Source organism: Trichocoleus sp. ST-U2, from assembly GCF_039961875.1.
Lineage (GTDB): Bacteria > Cyanobacteriota > Cyanobacteriia > Cyanobacteriales > FACHB-T130 > FACHB-T130.
Genome location: NZ_JAMPJY010000021.1, coordinates 43,607 through 59,943, shown reverse-complemented (window position 1 = coordinate 59,943; position 16,337 = coordinate 43,607). Strand labels below are relative to the sequence as shown.

Here is a 16,337-nt window from a genome sequence, read left to right as displayed (position 1 = left end):
GCGCCATCCTGGAACTGTTTGATAGCAAGAATTGATGATGAGTTCTCGATCGAGGCTGCTAAAGGAGTTGGAAAAGTGACTCATTCAAACCTAAAAATTGTCTCTCTGATTCCCAGCGCTACGGAAATTTTAGCGATCTTGGGGCTAACTCAGGCGATTGTCGGGCGATCGCATGAATGCGACTATCCGCCAGAAATCCAAAATTTGCCCGTCTGCACCCAGCCCAAATTTAACCCCGAAGGCACCAGTCCGGAAATTCACGATCGCGTTACAGATTTGTTGCAATCTGCTCTGAGTGTTTACCAAGTCAAAACCGACGTTCTCGAACAGCTGCAACCCACCCACATTTTGACTCAAGCTCAGTGTGAAGTCTGTGCTGTCAGCCTCTCAGAAGTCGAGCAAGCGGTTGCTACGCTCACGCACTCTCAGCCGCAGATTATTTCCTTACAGCCTAATTTTTTAAGCGATGTCTGGGCAGATATTCAACGAGTCGCTGATGCCTTGGGTATCGCAGCGCCACCCGTGCTAGCTGGGTTACAGTCTCGCATCGACGCTTGCGTGCAAAAGACGCAAGCACTTCCTGACAGCGCCCGTCCTACAGTTGCCTGTATCGAGTGGATCGATCCTCTAATGGCAGCAGGAAATTGGATTCCCGAATTAGTCAAAATGGCTGGAGGTCAATCTCTGTTCGGTGTTGAGGGCGAACATTCGCCGTGGTTGAAGTGGGAAGCGATCGCCACCTCTAACCCCACCGCCATCATCTTCATGCCCTGTGGCTTCGATTTAAACCGCACTCGTGCTGAGGCAATGCCGCTACTCCAACGTCCCGAATGGCAAAGCTTGCAAGCGGTACAAACCGGCAGGGTTTACATCACCGATGGCAACGCCTACTTCAACCGTCCCGGCCCCCGTTTGGTAGATTCCCTGGAAATCTTAGCCGAAATTCTGCATCCCGAAAGCTTCCATTTTGGATACGAGGGTACTGGCTGGGAGTGCTTATTAAATCATTCTCCGGTATAGAATACATACTTTCTTCACAAAAAAATCTATCTTAGGGCTGACCTCGCTCTACTGTCCAGATGAAGATAGTAGTTTAGAAGTGCTGTCACCTGAAGGTGTGTCTGCCCGAATCTAGCTGAGGGTTGATTTTTTTCGTCTGACTCGCTGCGGAACTTGCAAAGAAGTTGCACGTAGCATGACAACGGAAATATCGGATTTCTGTAGTCTTTACGGAAGCCATATCCTTGACTTTATAAAACAGGCATTGCTGGTTCCATGAATTATGCAGCACTGCAATTAAGGGGAACTACCAAGATTATGAAGCCTGTCGAAGAATTACAAATTTTACCAAGCAAGCCGGAACCGTTATCATGCACTAGACTTGACTGGATTGATTATGCCAAAGGCATCGGCATCATTTTAGTTGTCTATGTCCATGTTTTGACCAATTTAAAAAATGCTGGAATGGGAATGCATGATTTATTTTATGATTACTCTTTTAATTTTATTTCTAGCTTTCATATGCCACTTTTCTTTTTTCTCTCCGGTTTATTTGTAGAAAAAAGCTTATTGAAGGGTAAGAAGAAATTCTGGGGGGATAAATTCAATACAATTGTGTATCCCTACTTACTTTGGTCTGTTATCCAAGGTAATATTTTGGTTTTGATGTCAACCTATACGAATAATCCCATTAAATTGCAGTTTAAAGATTTACCATTTTACATGGCTTTTAACCCTATTCCTTTAATTACTCTTTGGTTCTTATATGTTTTATTTGCGTCTTATTTAGTCTTTGCGATCGCTCGAAAATTTATCAATCTATATATATTGCTTTCTTTCTCTATTTTAATTTACTTGCTAAATCCCTATGCGCCTAGCGAAATTATGACTAAATTCATGAGTATGTTTGTGTTTTTCGTCGTTGGGGTAATTGTGGCACGCTGGTTGCACAACGACTTGAGAAATATTCCGAGTACCTTGTATAAATTGAACAAGCAACAAATCAGCGCGATCGCGCTGATATTTGTCATCTTTCAAATGACACTTTTACAATTTGGTTTAAGCGAACAACCAGGAACTAGATTTTTTATGGCATCTGGAGGAATCATAGTTACCCTAGGCATATCTTTCTACTTGGCAGAAACCAAAAAATTAGATATTATTCGCTACCTGGGTTTTTTATCGATGCCCATTTATTTAGCTCATATGTTAGCAATGGGAGCGACTCGAATATTCCTCCAAAAAGGTCTTCACATCAATCATGTGGTTTTACATATCATTCTGGTAACTATTTTTAGTCTAATATTACCAATCCTGTTGTATGAGCTAACAAAAAAGATAAAATTTCCTTACCTATTTTCCTTAAGTAAAGGTTCAGCCCTATCCTCAGCAATTTTGGCAAAGAAAGGTACTCAAGCATTACAGCAGTAGGATTGGGATTACTACCGTTGACAGAGTTAGATAAGGATTTCCCACCATAAATTGGGGTTAAAAGCTTATCCTACAAAGCCGCCAAATACGGCTAAACCGTAATATTTCCAAGGAATAGCCACTGTAGTAAACCCAGAATTTGTCAGCATTTCTAAGTGGGAGGTTAGAGTCGCTAATTGATCTTGACTAGAGTAACCTTGAGGATTGCTCTTACCAATTTTGTTGCGAATTTCTGCCAGCGTTGTTTCTTGCTGCAATGTCCATTCTTCCCGCGCTGTTTGGTAAATTTCCTGCATCACTGGTGATTCCGGCAGGATGGGATCTGCGTTCCAAAAGACGCCGCCTGGGTTGAGGCTTTCACCAATCCGCTGAAATAATTTCAACTTCATTTCGTCGGCGAGATGGTGAATTGCCAAGGATGAGACACAGGCATCAAAGCTTTCTCCCAGTTCCAACGCATGATTCGCCCAATCTCCGAAGTCGGCTTCAATTCCCGTCCACCTTTCTGCATAGCCTGCTGCGTGGATTTTCTTTTTTGCAAACTGGATCATCCGAGGAGAGTAATCTACAGCAACCAGTTGGGCATCAGGACAGCGGTTGAGGATTTTTAAACTGAGTTCGCCGGTGCCGCAGCCGAGTTCTAGTATAGCTTTGGTGCTAGAGGGTAGACAGAGGGCAATCGCATCCAGCATTTCGTCATAGCGTGGCAACAGATGGCGAATCCCAGTGTCAAAATCAGCGGTGTTGGCGAATACTTCTCCAGGAAACATAATTTAAACCACAGAGGTACAGAGAATACGAGGAAATAGAGAATAGTAAGATTCTATTAGGTTTGAGCAAGGCGAAGGATGCAGGAACACGAGCAACTGACAATTGCGGAGTACCAAGCGACAGCAGAATCGTTTCGGGAGGGAACTTGGGATCACGATGTTTCCCAAAATCGTGATGCCTTGGTAGCGGCGATGCCTAAAAATCCGGGTAAAATCCTCGATCTAGGCTGTGGTCCCGGACGAGATTTGCTGGCATTCAAACGCCAAGGGCATACTGTGATTGGCTTGGATGCAACGCCTGCGTTTGTGGAAATGGCACGACAGGCTGCGGATTGTGAGGTTTGGCAGCAGTCGTTTTTCAATCTCGATCTGCCGCCAGAAACCTTTGATGGGATTTTTGCGAATGCATCGCTACTTCACGTTCCTCATTCCCAAATGGTGAAAGTGCTGAAGGATTTGCATCAAGCGCTGGTTCCTGGCGGTGCAATTATTATTTCTATTTGTCGTGGAGATAGCGAAGGCTATAGCGTTCGTCCAACCGGCTATCGCTTTGTTTCTGGGTGGGAATATGAAACTTTGGCACCCTGTCTAGAACAAGCTGATTTTGAGATTCTCCACCACTACTATCGTCCCCCAGGATTGCCCTGTGAAGCTCAATCTTGGCTGGTGATGGTGGCAAGGAGAAGATTAAAAATTTAAAATTAAAAATGCAAAATTGAAGAATAGGTTTGGGAATTTTACATTTTTTCTTCGCCCTAATTACGGCAAAATATGAAATATAAAGTTAGGACAGTAAGAAATTTAAGATGACAAGTGAATCCTATATTTTTCTAGCGGGTGCCAGTCGGGGCGTTGGTCGAGAAATTGCCAACTACTTAATACAGGAAAACCAGAAGGTGAAGGCATTGTTGCGATCGCCAGCATCTGCTGCCGAATTGGAAGCGATGGGAATTAAAGGGGTGATGGGAGATGCTTTAAACGTTGCCGAAGTTGAGCAGGCAATCTTAGGAGATGAACCGATTCATGCTGCGATTAGCACCATCGGCGGTTTGCCCAAAGACGGCGAAAGAGCTGATTTTTTGGGGAACAAAAATCTTATTGACGCTGCTGTGAAAGCAGGGGTAAAAAAGTTTATTCTCATTTCTTCGATTGGAAGTGGAGATAGTGTCGGAGCTATCCCTCCACAAGCTTTAGAAACGCTGAAGCCAGTGTTAATTGAAAAGGAGAAAGCCGAGAAGTATCTGATTGACAGCGGACTGACTTACACTATTATCCGCCCCGGCGGATTGAAGTCTGAACCAGCAACTGGCAATGGCGTTTTGACGGAAGATCCGCGAGTTGCGGGGACGATTCATCGCGCGGATGTCGCGCAGTTGACTTGCCAGTGTCTTAATTCTGATGCTGCGAACCAGAAAATCCTCTCAGCGGTTGACCGAAATATGATGTATGGGCAACCAGAGTTTGCGGAATTTAGCTTGACTTAAACGGTTTTACCCAGCCTAGCTGAATTGTCCAGTCGAGGAGGAGACGAGCGATCGCAAATAGCAAAATACTCTCTCCTCCTAGAATCCCAAACGACCAGAAGGCATCGGGGAAATTTAACCCAGCCTCCACTTGCCCTAATCCCCGCACCAACCCAAAGGCAAACACTGCGCCAGTCTTGAGGTGCGGATTGGGGTCTTCCCGAATAATATAGCGGTAGGTGACGCCAAACAGAAAGCCGCTCAAAAGAGCGATCGCCATACTCACCAGAAAGTGAACGCTATTGGTGACTTTCAGATTGGCGAGTGTCTCAAACTGCTCCGACAGCACGAGAATATTGCTCAGGGTAGCAATGCCATAACCCAGGAAAAAAGACAAAGCAGCAACAGTTCCTGCCTTGATAGATTCTATTCGCTCAAGCCGATCAACCATCTCGTGCAATATCCTGTGAAAATCGCTCCTAGTTCAGTTAAAGGTTTTTTTGGCAACCTCGTCATTCGCCGAGGTCTGCCATAGATGCCTCAAATTGAATTATGATAGGCGCTGGAGTGATTATTGGGCACTTATCTTTACATACAACTATGGATATTTTGAGTCTCGGTTGGGTTTCAGTTTTGGTTCTGTTTACTTGGTCGATTTCAATGGTCATTTGGGGTCGTAACGGCTTCTAAAAGCATTGTGGAAACTTCTGTTCTGACTGTTCTGGCTTTTTCTACCTTCGCCCTGTTAACGGTGGTTTCTGGGGGCATTATCTATCTGACGCTGATAGAATGGCGCGATCGCCGTCGCCAAGATCGGGAGAGGCGAGACAATAAGCCCTCTCGTCGTCGCTCAACTAAAGTCTAGGGTCTATAAAAGGCAAAAGTAAATTTTTACTTTTGCCTTTTGCCTTTTGAGCGAAAAAGTCTTCAGGAGTGAGGACTGAGGACTGAGGACTGAGGAGTGAGGAGTGAGGACTGAGGAGTGAGGAGTGAGGACTGAGGAGTGAGGAGTGAGGACTGAGGAGTGAGGAGTGAGGGCTGAGGAGTGAGGAGTGAGGGCTGAGGAGTGAGGACTGAGGAGTGAGGAGTGAGGACTCAGTAAAAAAGAAGTTGGCATCCTCAGCAGACACGGTTTCCAGCCCTTGGCTCTAGCCATGAAGAAGAAAGAAAAGACTTTTGCGTCAAGAAGTTTAACTTAGTCCGTGTTCCGGTGTTATTCAACCATCGCCTCCCATTCCTGCTTCAAGATCCCGTATACGAGCGTGTCATGCCACCGTCCCCGGATGCTGACATTCTCTCGCAAGCGACCTTCTTCGGTCATCCCAAGCTTCTGCACCAATGACACCGCCCCTCTATTTTCAGCAATACAGTGTGCATAAATGCGATGCAGTCCAAGTTCTGTAAAGCCAAATTGCAGTAGCGGACGGCTCATTTCAATAGGATAATTTCGCCCCCAGTGTTCGGGAGCCAATTCACACCCAATTTCTGCTTCTGAGGCATCGCGATCGCTTTTGCGAATACCGCAATTACCAATCAGTCCGTCCTGTCTCCGGACGACTGCCCATTGATACCTCCATCGGGGCGTTTCCTGCTGCCACAGGAGGAAGCGATTAACGAAGGCGCGAGCGTCTGCCTCAGTGCGCCCGACCTCTGGATAAAAGCGTTGATATGCTGGCGTGGATTGATAAGCTAAAACGGCAGACCAGTCGGCTTCCGTAAATTCCCGCAGCAGGAGACGATGAGTTTGAATAAACATGACTCAATTCCGAAGTGAAAACCTACTTCATCTTCAACGTTGCTCGCAGCGGGTTAACAACTGATACAGACTCCGAAGATTAGCTTCGAGCGCAATTATCGCAGTGTCCGCATCGCCAGCCAGCTGCCTCTTGGGTGAAGCCAAAAGCCTGTAACAAAAACTGCCAACGGCACTGTCGTGTGTTCAGGTATTGAGCCATCTGGGACTGAACTTGCTGCTGCTGGCTACTGAGTTCCCCAAAAGAGCGAGATTTTCCAACCGAACGCCGAACATAATTGAAGGGATCTTGCCACTCCAATTGTCCAGCACTGTGGAGGAGAGCAAGCGCTATAGCACCGTCTCGAAACTGTTTGGTTACGGCGGTTACTTCCCCTTTTGGTGGGAGTTTGGATGCGAGTTGCTGAGCTTCTTGATATTGCGATCGCATCTTTCCCGCAAAAAATTCCCGTCTTTGCTTATCCTCCGGGTTCAGCCACCCCGTCCGTTCGCTCACCAAGGTTAAAGCTTCAGATAATTTACCATCTCGTCCAGCTCTCCCTACTTCCTGCACGTACTCGGAAAGTAGTAAAGGCGAGTGAAAATGAACAACCCACCTAACATTGCTTTTGTTAATCCCCATCCCGAAGGCGCAGGTACACACCACAAAAGGCATTTCATCACTCAGCCAGCTTGCTTCAATTGAGCGCCGTTCCTCTGGACTCAACCCCGCGTGATAAGCTGCGGTTGCATAACCGCGATCGCTAAGTAACTGAGTTAATTCTTCGCTATCTCGCCTGGTGCGGACGTAGACTAACCCTGCTTGTTTGGGTCTTTCCTGAATAAACTTCAATAACCCTTGGCGGCGTCCTCTGGGTGTCCAAATGGTTTGCACTTTCAGGTGTAGATTTTGCCGATAGGGGCTATTTTTAAAAACCGCTGGCTGTTGGAGTTGTAAGACTTGTTGGATGGTTTGCTGCGCTGCGGGATCGGCAGTGGCAGTGAAAGCAGCGATCGCGATTTTTGTCCCAGATGGCTTTAATTTTAGCAGCGCCGGTCGCACTGCTCCCAGTCGTCGATAAGTTGGTCGAAATGTCTCTCCCCACTGCACTAAGCAATGCGCTTCATCGAGAATTAAGCCGTTAATTTTTAGTTTTGGTTGACACAACTTTTCCCAAACTTGGGCACTCAGCAGCGTTTCTGGGGATAAGTACAATAATCTGAAATGTTCGAGAGTTTGCAGCGTTTGCCGTCGCTGGGGAGTTGGCACTTCACTATGCAACAAGGCAGCGGGTAAATTGCGATCGCGCAATTCCTGCACTTGATTTTCCATTAGCGCTACCAAGGGCGAAATCACTAACGTTAGTCCCGTTTGCAGTAGCGCCGGGAGTTGAAAACAAATCGACTTTCCCCCGCCCGTTGGCATCACAATTAGGGCATCTTGCTTTTGCAACAAGCTGCGAATAATTTCTCCTTGTGGAGGTCGAAAATCATCATATCCCCAGATTTTTTTGAAGGCGACGCGGACTTCTTCCCAGGATTTTGTTTCGGAATTATTCATCATTACGTATGTAGATGCGATCGCTTCTATAGCAATCCTAAATGATTCGTGAATAAGAGATCCCCGACTTCTTTCTCGAAATTGGGAATCTGAAGGGCTAGCATCTACAGCTCAAATAGGATTGATTCTAGTGGCTGATCTTAGCAATAAGATATATTAAGCTTTAGCGCAATATAACGTAGTTTGTTTTAGTTTTTTCTTAAAAAGGAGTGCCCTCAATGGTTAACTACGGTTTAAATTTAGCCTCGATACTCGGTTTAGTGTATTGGATTATCGGTTTAATTTATCCGATAATGGCTATAATTCTAATAATTAAACTTCAAGACAGACGAGTGCTTTGTTCCTAATTCTTTATGTTATTCAAATCGTATTTTTACCAATAATAATGTTCTTGTGTGGCTTTATTTTATTTTCTCAAAGTTGGCGTTTATATCCAATCCTTCAATTTGAACAATTTCTTTTAACAGGGGTGATTATTTGCATAATTACCAAAGATATTTATAGGGATTTTATTTAGAATCGGAAAGAAGTTAATAAAATGATAAATTTTGGTTTAAATTCAGCATCGATTTTAGGGATACTATATATTATTCTGGCTATCACCTACCTAAGTTTAATTAGAGGTGCAGCATCGAGACGAACAAATAACTTGAGTGCCTCAGTTTTAAAATTAGATAAATTTGTACCTGTAATTATAAGAAGTTTGCTGCTAATTTCCGGGATAATTTTATTTTTGCAAGGTTGGCGTTTAGATCCAGTTTTACAATTTGGGCAATTTCTTTTATTTTTATTAATCCTTTATATGATACTGAAAGATATTGTACTTGAGCGGATAGAGCGACGTAGATAAATTAAGAAGAGTGTCCGGTGAAAGAGTGGTAATTCTTCAGAGCGATCGCTCTTTTATCTCCCCTTAATAAACCTAATTAAACATAACTACGTTTTTCATGTAAAAAAGGTAATAAGAATTGGAGGGTAGCACAGTTCGGTGGGCTACCCTCCTATTTGTGGTCAGTTGCAAGTAATGCTAACTGTTGAAAATTCCCGGCGATCAATTACCCATTACTATTCCCAACAAATTCAGTTTATTTTTACCAACCTGCCTAACTTCAGCTAATTAATAAAACTGGTAGGATTTCCCGCCGTAATCGGCTTGGGAATTGGGCTAGAGATGCCTGAAGGCGCTTCCGTCGAACTGGGTGGTGTCGCCGGTTGGTTGAAGTGTTGATAAGCGGTACGAGATATCTGGCGAATCAACTCTGATGCCTTAGCGTCATTGTGGGGGCGTTGCACCATCACAGCGGCAATGTAGCGCTTGCCAGTGGGCATATCAATCAAGCCAACGTCCGCGATTAGAGAGCCAATATCGCCGGTTTTGTGGGCGATGTTAGCGCCTTTCCCCAGTCCCCGTGGCAGCAACGAATCTGTTACCGTTTGTTGCATGATATGCAAGATGCGATCGCGCGATGGCACCGAGACCACATTGCCTTGATTGACCATTGCCATCACTGTCGCCAACTCCTTAGGACTCGTAGTGTTCGTTCCTTCCAAGTCCGGTAGGGCGTTGTGGATAACAGTTGACGTCAATCCCCAAGATTGGAACCGCTGATTCAGCGCCTCAGCACCGCCCAAACGCTGAATCAGCATATTGGTAGCGGTGTTGTCACTAATCGCAATCATCTTAGTTGCCACCTCTAGGGCGGTGTACTTTGTCCCTGGCTTTTTGTACTGCAAATCGCCGGAACCAGAACCCATCAGATTTTTCTCTAACGTTAACGGTTCATCCAGACGAATTTTTCCAGCATCCACATCTTGGAAAAAGGCGACGAGAATTGGCACTTTAATGGTGCTAGCAGCTGGGAAGATTTCGCTACCCGAAAAGTCGAGATAGGCACCCGTCTCCAACTCTACTAAAAAGACGCCTGGATTTAATTTGGAATTTTGTGTCACCAGCGCCTGTACGTGTGCTTTCAGCGCTGGGATTTCTTGATTCAGCGTCAGAACAGAAGTACCCGCCGCCGTACCCATCGCCGCGTCAGCTTGAGCTGGTGATTTTTGTCCCGGCGCTTGACCAATCGCCCCGACTGCTGACTGCTGATGGAGGGCGGAATCCTTGTTAGCAGCGCCTGCTAGCTGGCGGGTTGCCGGGTCCCAAGCAGATAAAACAGTTCCCGCGATCGCACCAATTCCCACTCCCAAGATGAGCAGACGCGCACCGTACAGCCAGGGAGAAACCGGGCGTCCGGGCGATCGTGTCCGGCGCTGAGGTAAAGTTCCCCCGCTCTTATGCGTGCCTGTGGGCTGAGCTGGCTGGGCAGGAGGGCGTTTCTGGAAGCGCCTCACATTCCCCTGTGACGGGACGGGGTAAGGGCGCACTGCCTCGCGCAGACTTTGATTGGGGATTGAACCGCCTTGACGCGATCGATCGCGACGGCTTGTTTGGGGTGCAGGTGCTTCTATCCCTTGCCTTCCCTGATTCACATCGGAAGCGAATCGCGAGAGTGATTTCCTCATTGGCGTGGTGGATCTTAAGGAACGATTGGGAGCAGAATTTGACTGCACCTGCCGCAGTGACAGACTGGCGCGGGAGGAGTTTCGAGTACGTAGGGACGGAGAAGATTTTTTTTGTTCTGTGTCTAGGGGCGCATTTTTCAAACCGAAACCCATCCTTGCTGAACTTTGATTCTTTCCTCGCGGCGTCGCAGCCACTTCACGGCTCACGCTCAAGGGTGTCGTTTTGAGTGCGTCGCGTCGATTCCGCGACGCGGGTTGTCTTTTTTGTTGCTCCCGCCGACGTTCGCGGATGTCAGAACGATTGTGTTGGTTCGGTGAGGATGAACTATTTGGGCTTTGCCCATTATCTTTTAACGTACTTCCTCCTGATACCGCTGACACAACTGACTGAGTTTCAGACTGCTGAGTCACTCCTAACTCCTCCACCACTATGGTTATTGTTAATTGTTAGCTGTTAAAAAGAGTGACTAACCACTGTACCGGCTAAGCCTTGGCTTTACTTTTCCAGGGTCTATCACTTGCATCAGGGAACGAATGCTTTTGCGTATCGCAACACCGCTAACGGACAAAAGAGCGTTAACGTTAACGTTCCTAGCAACTTTTGCTTATTTTATGGTGCGTCTTGCTGTTCTGGTTCATTAGCAACAGAATGTGGCAAAAATTGTAGCGCCCAGTCCATCTGGCTGAAAATGCCTCGGAGCATTGCCACTTCTGCTTTGCTGGGATTGGCTCGATTGAACAGACGCCGGAATTTTTCCATACGGCTGCCGGCGGTGTGGGGATAGAGATAACCCATTTTTAATAACACGGCTTCCATCTGTTGATAATACCCCTCCAAAACTTCTAATGAGGCAGGGTCAATGGTCAGTTGTGGGTTGTCAGTTGGGAGAGGCACGGTACTGCCATGCCCGTACTGTTGATTGTCAGTAGTTTGCGACTGACTGCTGAGTGCTGACCAATTTTGGTAAAGCTCGTAACAACAAATCCCAACTGCTTGAGCCAGATTTAATGAAGGATACTCCGGATTCGTGGTAATGCGTACAAATCGCTGAGCATAGTTTAATTCCACATTACTTAACCCGCGATCTTCTGGGCCAAAGAGCAAGGCTGATGGCAGCGGTTCTTCCAGCAACCAAGGTAAAGCGATTCTGGGATTTTCTAGCGGCGTGTCTAACGTTCGGGAGCGGGTAGTGGTGGCGATCGCTTTCACGCACCCTTGTAATGCCTCTGGGATCGTCGCGACTACCTGAGCCGATTCCAGGACGTCTATGGCATGAACTGCCATATCCGTTGCTTCTTTCGAGAGGCGATCGCATTGGGGATTCACCAGTACCAACTGCCGCAACCCCATATTTTTCATCGCGCGAGCTACAGAACCTACGTTCAGCGGGCCTGCTGGCTCTACCAATACAATCCGCACCTTAGCTAATCTAGTCTCATCCATAAGTAAAAAGAATAAAATAGTCTAAAAGCGCATCCCTCTATGGGCGGACATAATTACCTGACTTCCGATCTATTTCGTAAAATTGAATATTGGTAATGTACCGTCAAATTAACATGAAGCGCGTTCGATCCAAGTCCGACTTACCCAGCAAAATTTGCCCGGTATGTCAGCGTCCCTTTACCTGGCGCAAAAAATGGGCTGATTGTTGGGATGATGTGAAATACTGTTCGGAGCGCTGTCGCCGCCGCCGCAACCAAGCCAATGAGTCCGCGTAAAAGCCCAAGTTTAGATTTTCGATACTGGATTGAAAACATCACAAATCTAAAATCTCAAATCAAGGCTGAGTCTTGGTATTTATTAAAAATTACAAAGGATTGAAATATGTCACTCAATCAGGTGCAACCCAAGGTGATTATTCACGGTGGTGCCGGTAGCGCCCTCAAAAGTCAAGAGGGGGCTGACGCAGTCCGCAAATCACTTTACAAAGTCGTGGAAGAAGTTTATACCCTGCTTTTGGCAGGAGCAACTGCCCAAGCAGCAGTGGTACATGGTTGCCACTTGATGGAGGACGATCCCCGCTTTAATGCGGGAACAGGTTCGGTACTGCAATCAGATGGTCAAATTCGCATGAGTGCCTCCCTGATGGATGGGGCATTTCAGCGCTTGAGTGGCGTGATTAATGTATCCCGCATTCAACATCCCATCGATCTGGCCCAAGCTTTACAAGCTTCACCCGATCGTGTGCTATCAGATTACGGGTCGGCAGAACTCGTGCGGGAATTGCAGGTTCCGATTTACAATCCGATGATCGAGATTCGCTTGCAAGAGTGGCTGCAAGAGCGGAGCGAGAATTTTATTAAAGAAGCCGCTGGGGTGGTAGCGGAAAAAGAGCTGGTGGATGACCCGGAGGCTGGACGCGGCACGATTGGAGTCGTGGTTTTGGACGGTCAGGGAAATTTAGCCGCAGGCACTTCGACGGGAGGCAAGGGTTTCGAGCGGATTGGTCGAGTCAGCGATTCCGCAATGCCTGCGGGGAACTACGCCACCGCTCAAGCGGCAATTAGCTGTACGGGAATTGGAGAAGACATTATTGATGAATGTCTGGCAGCGCGGATTGTGGTGCGGGTGACGGATGGTTTGTCTCTTGCAGATGCCTTCGAGCGCTCCTTTACGGAAGCGCGTGGGCGTCAGCGGGATTTTGGGGCGATTGGGATTGATGCAACCGGAGCGATCGCATTTGGGAAAACGAGCGAAGTCCTCCTCGCTGCTTTTCACACTGGCGAACAGATGGGCGATACCTTGGAATGGACGGGTGACACCCTATCCGGCTTCATTTCTTAAGTGCAAGTAGGGTGGCAGGTTGCAGCCTGCTTGCAGTTAGGGTGTAAAAATATTAACCCCTAGGCGCATACATAACGACCAGCGTGCCAAGCAGAGCAATCCAACCTCCTAACAAGTCAAATTTGTCTGGAGCTATCTTATCTACTTGCCATCCCCAAAGAATAGAAAGAACGATGAAGACACCTCCATAAGCTGCATAAACTCTCGCAAAATTCGCAGGTTGCAGCGTCGCAATGATTCCGTAGAGAATCATTGCGATCGCTCCTAAGAAAGCAAACCAAATACTCTTATTTTCCCGCAGCCAAAGCCATATCAGATATCCTCCACCTATTTCGCATAACCCGGCTAAGACGAAATAGAATACAGACTTGATAATTGGCATCTTGATTTACTCCTGCTGGGGTTTTAAGCGCCAGCCTTTTCTGACGACTTGACGGGCACGGGCAATTACCAAAGAATCATCTAGAACGTCTTTCGTGACCACAGACCCGGCGGCAACGGTTACGTCTTCTCCCAGTGTCACTGGCGCAACCAGAACGCTGTTGGAGCCGGTTTTCGTGCGATCGCCGATTTTGGTACGATGCTTCTTCACGCCGTCATAATTAGCAGTAATTGTCCCCGCCCCGATGTTCACTTTATTTCCTAAAGTGGCATCGCCTAAATAGGACAGGTGGGCCGCATTGGTGCGATCGCCCAAGGTGCTATTTTTCAGTTCCACAAAATTTCCAATGCGGCAAGATTCCCCGACTTCTACATGACCGCGCAAATGGGCGTAGGGGCCAATTCGGGTGCCCTTTTTAACCACACTGTCCGTCACCACAGAATAAACCACCGTCACATTTTCCCCAATCTGGCTATTTTCAATCAAGCTACCAGGGCCAATGCGACTCCCAGATGCGATCGTGGTATTTCCCCGCAGATGAGTTTGCGGTTCGATCGCTACATCCGGTTGCAACTCTACCGTGTCATCAATGGTGATCGTGTCTGGACTCACGAGAGTCACACCCGCCGCCATCCAGGCATCCTTGACTCGCTCTTGTAAAATTTCGTAAGCATTACTCAGTTGTTTGCGGTCGTTAATTCCCAGAATTTCCTGGTAATCCTCCACATCCACAGCCATCACCGGCTCCATGAATTTAACCGCATCGGTTAGATAGTATTCCTGCTGGTCATTGTTGGGTACCAGTTGCGGCAATACTTTTTCCAGTTGAGGCCAATTGAAGCAGTAAACTCCTGCGTTAATCCGGCGATTTTGCTTTTGAGCAGGCGAGCAGTCCCGGTCTTCTACAATCTCTTTGACCAGATTTTGACCATTACAAAAAACCCGCCCATAGCCTTTGGGGTTGGGCATTTGGGCGGTAAGGAGGGTGGCGGCGTTCTGATGCTCTTGGTGAGTTTGCAGCAGATTTTTGAGAGTTTGCGATCGCAACAAAGGGACATCCCCATTTAAAACCAGCAAATCGCCGGTGAAGCCTTCCAGATGGGGGAGTAATTGCTGGACGGCATGACCCGTGCCCAACTGCTGGGTTTGTTCGACAAACTCCAGATTGGGAAGTGGGGGCAATCGATCGATGACTTCTATCAAGGCATCTTTGATGCGATCGCCTTGATACCCAACGATGACGAGGCACCGCGATGGTTCGACTTCAGACAAACTATGGAGAACCCGTTCGACGAGCGATCGCCCTCCCAAGGAATGTAGGACCTTGGGCAGATCCGATTTCATCCGCGTCCCACGTCCCGCTGCAAGAATTGCTACTGCTACCATATTCAGCTTTTCGCGTTATCAGACCAGCTAAAAGAATAAAGGATGAAGCATGAACCATGAAAGAGCGTTCGTGGTTCTTTCCGGGTGAAACATTGGCTCAGTCAGCCGACGCCAGCATCCGACTAAATTTTTGAGTCAATCCGAGCTTGCCCCTACACGGCTTCTGGCATCGCCTCAGCAACGCGAGCTGATTGAATAAACTCAGTAAACTTCTCTACTAATTGAGGATTTCTCCAACCTTTTGCCGTTTCTTCTGCAAAAATTTCTAAGGCTTGTGCTGATGTAAACGCGCGTTTGTAGGGACGTTCGCTTGTCAGGGCATCGTAAATATCAATAATTTGAAAAACCTGCGCCAAAAAGGGAATCTCCTCATTAGCTAAACCATCGGGATAACCCGTTCCATCCCAGCGTTCGTGGTGATTGCGAATAATTGGAATGACGCCCCGCATGGTTCGCAGCGGCTGACAAATTTTCTCACCAATCAGGACGTGCTGCTTCATAATTACCCATTCTTCGTCGTTGAGTTTCCCGGTTTTGAGCAGCACGGCGTCGGGAATGCCCACTTTACCGATGTCATGGAGATAACCGCCCCACATCAAATCCCGAACTTCGTTGCGAGAAAGATTCAGAAATTCACCAAAAGCTTTACCCATTTCCACCAGCCGTTCGCAGTGATCGCCTGTCGCCGGATCGCGGCTTTCAACACTACGGGCGATCGAGAACAGGACTTGTTCGGCGTGATCCAGGTCTTCATTCAAACGCTTTTGCTGGACGAGAGACCGGACTCTGGCAGAGAGTTCTAAGCGATCGAAGGGTTTGGTCAGAAAATCATCTCCACCTGCTTCAATGCCCAGAATGCGCGATCGCCTATCATTTAGCGCCGTGATGAAAACGACCGGGATCAAGCGGGTTTGTTCGTCTTGTTTTAACTTCCGACATACCTCAAACCCATCCATCCCCGGCATCATTACATCCAGCAGAATTAAATCTGGGTTGCACTCGACTACACGCTTCAATGCATCTGGCCCACTTTCTGCCTCCAAAACTTCGTAGCCTTCCACCGATAGCAGTGCTACCGCCGTCATCCGACTGGAGGGATGATCGTCAACCACCAGAATTTTGGGCAACTCCGAACCTAGAAAGCTCACTGAAGACAACCTTGTTTGAGAAGAAGCAGCCGTTGATAAATTGAGCATGATTTATAACATAAATTTGTTTTTAGTATGAGCGAATAGCTTAACCGTGGAATCGGGTTTTTCACGGATATTAACAGCACTTAGCAGACATCTTGATTGCAGCTTCCGTCTTCTGGCA

Annotated in this window: 19 protein-coding genes; 9 read left to right on the top strand and 10 right to left on the bottom strand. The window is 47.2% G+C overall.

Annotated elements, in window-relative coordinates; genetic code table 11:
- Nucleotides 1-75: 75 nt before the first annotated feature.
- Both NC996_RS15390 and NC996_RS15385 read left to right on the top strand, forming a co-directional pair.
- Nucleotides 76-1,020: an ABC transporter substrate-binding protein gene (locus NC996_RS15390; RefSeq protein ID WP_190686275.1), complete on the top strand. Its 945-nt coding sequence runs from the start codon at nucleotides 76-78 to the stop codon at nucleotides 1,018-1,020.
- Between the two features lie 255 nt (nucleotides 1,021-1,275).
- Nucleotides 1,276-2,430: an acyltransferase gene (locus tag NC996_RS15385; RefSeq protein WP_339380341.1), complete on the top strand. Its 1,155-nt coding sequence runs from the start codon at nucleotides 1,276-1,278 to the stop codon at nucleotides 2,428-2,430.
- A 65-nt stretch (nucleotides 2,431-2,495) separates the two neighbouring features.
- Here the strand turns inward: NC996_RS15385 and NC996_RS15380 are convergent, their stop codons facing one another.
- Nucleotides 2,496-3,200 carry a class I SAM-dependent methyltransferase gene (locus NC996_RS15380; RefSeq protein WP_190686270.1) on the bottom strand — a complete coding sequence of 235 codons (705 nt, stop codon included), beginning with the start codon at nucleotides 3,198-3,200 and terminating at the stop codon, nucleotides 2,496-2,498.
- A 78-nt stretch (nucleotides 3,201-3,278) separates the two neighbouring features.
- On the opposite strand from NC996_RS15380, the gene NC996_RS15375 reads away from it, so the two are divergent.
- Both NC996_RS15375 and NC996_RS15370 read left to right on the top strand, forming a co-directional pair.
- Entirely contained in the window at nucleotides 3,279-3,899 is a 621-nt protein-coding gene (locus tag NC996_RS15375) for a class I SAM-dependent methyltransferase (protein WP_190686268.1), read from the top strand.
- 107 nt (nucleotides 3,900-4,006) lie between these two features.
- Nucleotides 4,007-4,684 carry an SDR family oxidoreductase gene (locus NC996_RS15370; protein WP_190430646.1) on the top strand — a complete coding sequence of 226 codons (678 nt, stop codon included), beginning with the start codon at nucleotides 4,007-4,009 and terminating at the stop codon, nucleotides 4,682-4,684.
- Here NC996_RS15370 and NC996_RS15365 read toward each other — a convergent pair.
- Nucleotides 4,671-5,114, bottom strand: coding sequence for a hypothetical protein (locus tag NC996_RS15365; RefSeq protein ID WP_190686265.1), 444 nt, complete (start codon nucleotides 5,112-5,114; stop codon nucleotides 4,671-4,673). The two genes, NC996_RS15370 and NC996_RS15365, sit on opposite strands and share 14 nt — an antisense overlap.
- A 149-nt stretch (nucleotides 5,115-5,263) precedes the next feature.
- Here NC996_RS15365 and petN point away from each other — a divergent pair, with 149 nt between their 5' ends.
- Both petN and NC996_RS15355 read left to right on the top strand, forming a co-directional pair.
- The gene (gene petN / locus NC996_RS15360; protein WP_190430645.1) at nucleotides 5,264-5,353 is read left to right on the top strand and encodes a cytochrome b6-f complex subunit PetN; all 90 of its coding nucleotides are present in this window, start codon (nucleotides 5,264-5,266) and stop codon (nucleotides 5,351-5,353) included.
- Between the two features lie 7 nt (nucleotides 5,354-5,360).
- Nucleotides 5,361-5,528, top strand: coding sequence for a hypothetical protein (locus NC996_RS15355; protein ID WP_190686262.1), 168 nt, complete (start codon nucleotides 5,361-5,363; stop codon nucleotides 5,526-5,528).
- Here NC996_RS15355 and NC996_RS15350 read toward each other — a convergent pair.
- The 3 genes from NC996_RS15350 to NC996_RS15340 form a co-directional block, all read right to left on the bottom strand.
- On the bottom strand, nucleotides 5,518-5,793 hold the full coding sequence (locus NC996_RS15350; protein ID WP_190686259.1) for a hypothetical protein: 276 nt from the start codon (nucleotides 5,791-5,793) through the stop codon (nucleotides 5,518-5,520). The genes NC996_RS15355 and NC996_RS15350 overlap by 11 nt on opposite strands.
- Before the next feature lie 83 nt (nucleotides 5,794-5,876).
- Nucleotides 5,877-6,419, bottom strand: coding sequence for a GNAT family N-acetyltransferase (locus tag NC996_RS15345; protein ID WP_190686257.1), 543 nt, complete (start codon nucleotides 6,417-6,419; stop codon nucleotides 5,877-5,879).
- Nucleotides 6,420-6,498: 79 nt separating this feature from the next.
- A complete protein-coding gene (locus tag NC996_RS15340; protein WP_190686331.1) occupies nucleotides 6,499-7,956 on the bottom strand; it encodes an ATP-dependent DNA helicase RecQ in 1,458 nt (485 codons plus the stop codon).
- 337 nt (nucleotides 7,957-8,293) lie between these two features.
- On the opposite strand from NC996_RS15340, the gene NC996_RS15335 reads away from it, so the two are divergent.
- Nucleotides 8,294-8,473: a Ycf66 family protein gene (locus NC996_RS15335; RefSeq protein WP_277879752.1), complete on the top strand. Its 180-nt coding sequence runs from the start codon at nucleotides 8,294-8,296 to the stop codon at nucleotides 8,471-8,473.
- Nucleotides 8,474-9,069: 596 nt separating this feature from the next.
- Here NC996_RS15335 and NC996_RS15330 read toward each other — a convergent pair.
- Together NC996_RS15330 and NC996_RS15325 are read right to left on the bottom strand one after the other, a co-directional pair.
- On the bottom strand, nucleotides 9,070-10,881 hold the full coding sequence (locus NC996_RS15330; RefSeq protein ID WP_339380339.1) for a serine hydrolase: 1,812 nt from the start codon (nucleotides 10,879-10,881) through the stop codon (nucleotides 9,070-9,072).
- A gap of 199 nt (nucleotides 10,882-11,080) precedes the next feature.
- Entirely contained in the window at nucleotides 11,081-11,914 is an 834-nt protein-coding gene (locus NC996_RS15325) for an RNA methyltransferase (protein ID WP_190686251.1), read from the bottom strand.
- A gap of 113 nt (nucleotides 11,915-12,027) precedes the next feature.
- Between NC996_RS15325 and NC996_RS15320 the strand changes: the two genes are divergently transcribed.
- Nucleotides 12,028-12,189, top strand: coding sequence for a DUF2256 domain-containing protein (locus NC996_RS15320; RefSeq protein WP_190414705.1), 162 nt, complete (start codon nucleotides 12,028-12,030; stop codon nucleotides 12,187-12,189).
- A 106-nt stretch (nucleotides 12,190-12,295) separates the two neighbouring features.
- Entirely contained in the window at nucleotides 12,296-13,255 is a 960-nt protein-coding gene (locus tag NC996_RS15315) for an isoaspartyl peptidase/L-asparaginase (RefSeq protein ID WP_190414704.1), read from the top strand.
- 52 nt (nucleotides 13,256-13,307) lie between these two features.
- On the opposite strand, the gene NC996_RS15310 is transcribed toward NC996_RS15315, so the two are convergent.
- The 3 genes from NC996_RS15310 to NC996_RS15300 form a co-directional block, all read right to left on the bottom strand.
- Complete coding sequence (locus tag NC996_RS15310) at nucleotides 13,308-13,637, bottom strand: YnfA family protein (RefSeq protein ID WP_190414703.1); 330 nt, start codon at nucleotides 13,635-13,637, stop codon at nucleotides 13,308-13,310.
- A 6-nt stretch (nucleotides 13,638-13,643) separates the two neighbouring features.
- The gene (gene glmU / locus NC996_RS15305) at nucleotides 13,644-15,023 is read right to left on the bottom strand and encodes a bifunctional UDP-N-acetylglucosamine diphosphorylase/glucosamine-1-phosphate N-acetyltransferase GlmU (protein ID WP_190414702.1); all 1,380 of its coding nucleotides are present in this window, start codon (nucleotides 15,021-15,023) and stop codon (nucleotides 13,644-13,646) included.
- Between the two features lie 152 nt (nucleotides 15,024-15,175).
- Nucleotides 15,176-16,219 carry a two-component system response regulator gene (locus NC996_RS15300; RefSeq protein WP_190414701.1) on the bottom strand — a complete coding sequence of 348 codons (1,044 nt, stop codon included), beginning with the start codon at nucleotides 16,217-16,219 and terminating at the stop codon, nucleotides 15,176-15,178.
- Between the last annotated feature and the right edge of the window lie 118 nt (nucleotides 16,220-16,337).

Coding starts and splice junctions, on each gene's coding strand:
- NC996_RS15385 (WP_339380341.1), top strand. CDS start 1,276: ATGAATTATGCAGCACTGCAATTAAGGGGAACTACCAAGATTATGAAG.
- NC996_RS15380 (WP_190686270.1), bottom strand. CDS start 3,200: ATGTTTCCTGGAGAAGTATTCGCCAACACCGCTGATTTTGACACTGGG.
- NC996_RS15375 (WP_190686268.1), top strand. CDS start 3,279: ATGCAGGAACACGAGCAACTGACAATTGCGGAGTACCAAGCGACAGCA.
- NC996_RS15370 (WP_190430646.1), top strand. CDS start 4,007: ATGACAAGTGAATCCTATATTTTTCTAGCGGGTGCCAGTCGGGGCGTT.
- NC996_RS15365 (WP_190686265.1), bottom strand. CDS start 5,114: ATGGTTGATCGGCTTGAGCGAATAGAATCTATCAAGGCAGGAACTGTT.
- petN (WP_190430645.1), top strand. CDS start 5,264: ATGGATATTTTGAGTCTCGGTTGGGTTTCAGTTTTGGTTCTGTTTACT.
- NC996_RS15345 (WP_190686257.1), bottom strand. CDS start 6,419: ATGTTTATTCAAACTCATCGTCTCCTGCTGCGGGAATTTACGGAAGCC.
- NC996_RS15340 (WP_190686331.1), bottom strand. CDS start 7,956: ATGAATAATTCCGAAACAAAATCCTGGGAAGAAGTCCGCGTCGCCTTC.
- NC996_RS15325 (WP_190686251.1), bottom strand. CDS start 11,914: ATGGATGAGACTAGATTAGCTAAGGTGCGGATTGTATTGGTAGAGCCA.
- NC996_RS15320 (WP_190414705.1), top strand. CDS start 12,028: ATGAAGCGCGTTCGATCCAAGTCCGACTTACCCAGCAAAATTTGCCCG.
- NC996_RS15315 (WP_190414704.1), top strand. CDS start 12,296: ATGTCACTCAATCAGGTGCAACCCAAGGTGATTATTCACGGTGGTGCC.
- NC996_RS15310 (WP_190414703.1), bottom strand. CDS start 13,637: ATGCCAATTATCAAGTCTGTATTCTATTTCGTCTTAGCCGGGTTATGC.
- glmU (WP_190414702.1), bottom strand. CDS start 15,023: ATGGTAGCAGTAGCAATTCTTGCAGCGGGACGTGGGACGCGGATGAAA.
- NC996_RS15300 (WP_190414701.1), bottom strand. CDS start 16,219: ATGCTCAATTTATCAACGGCTGCTTCTTCTCAAACAAGGTTGTCTTCA.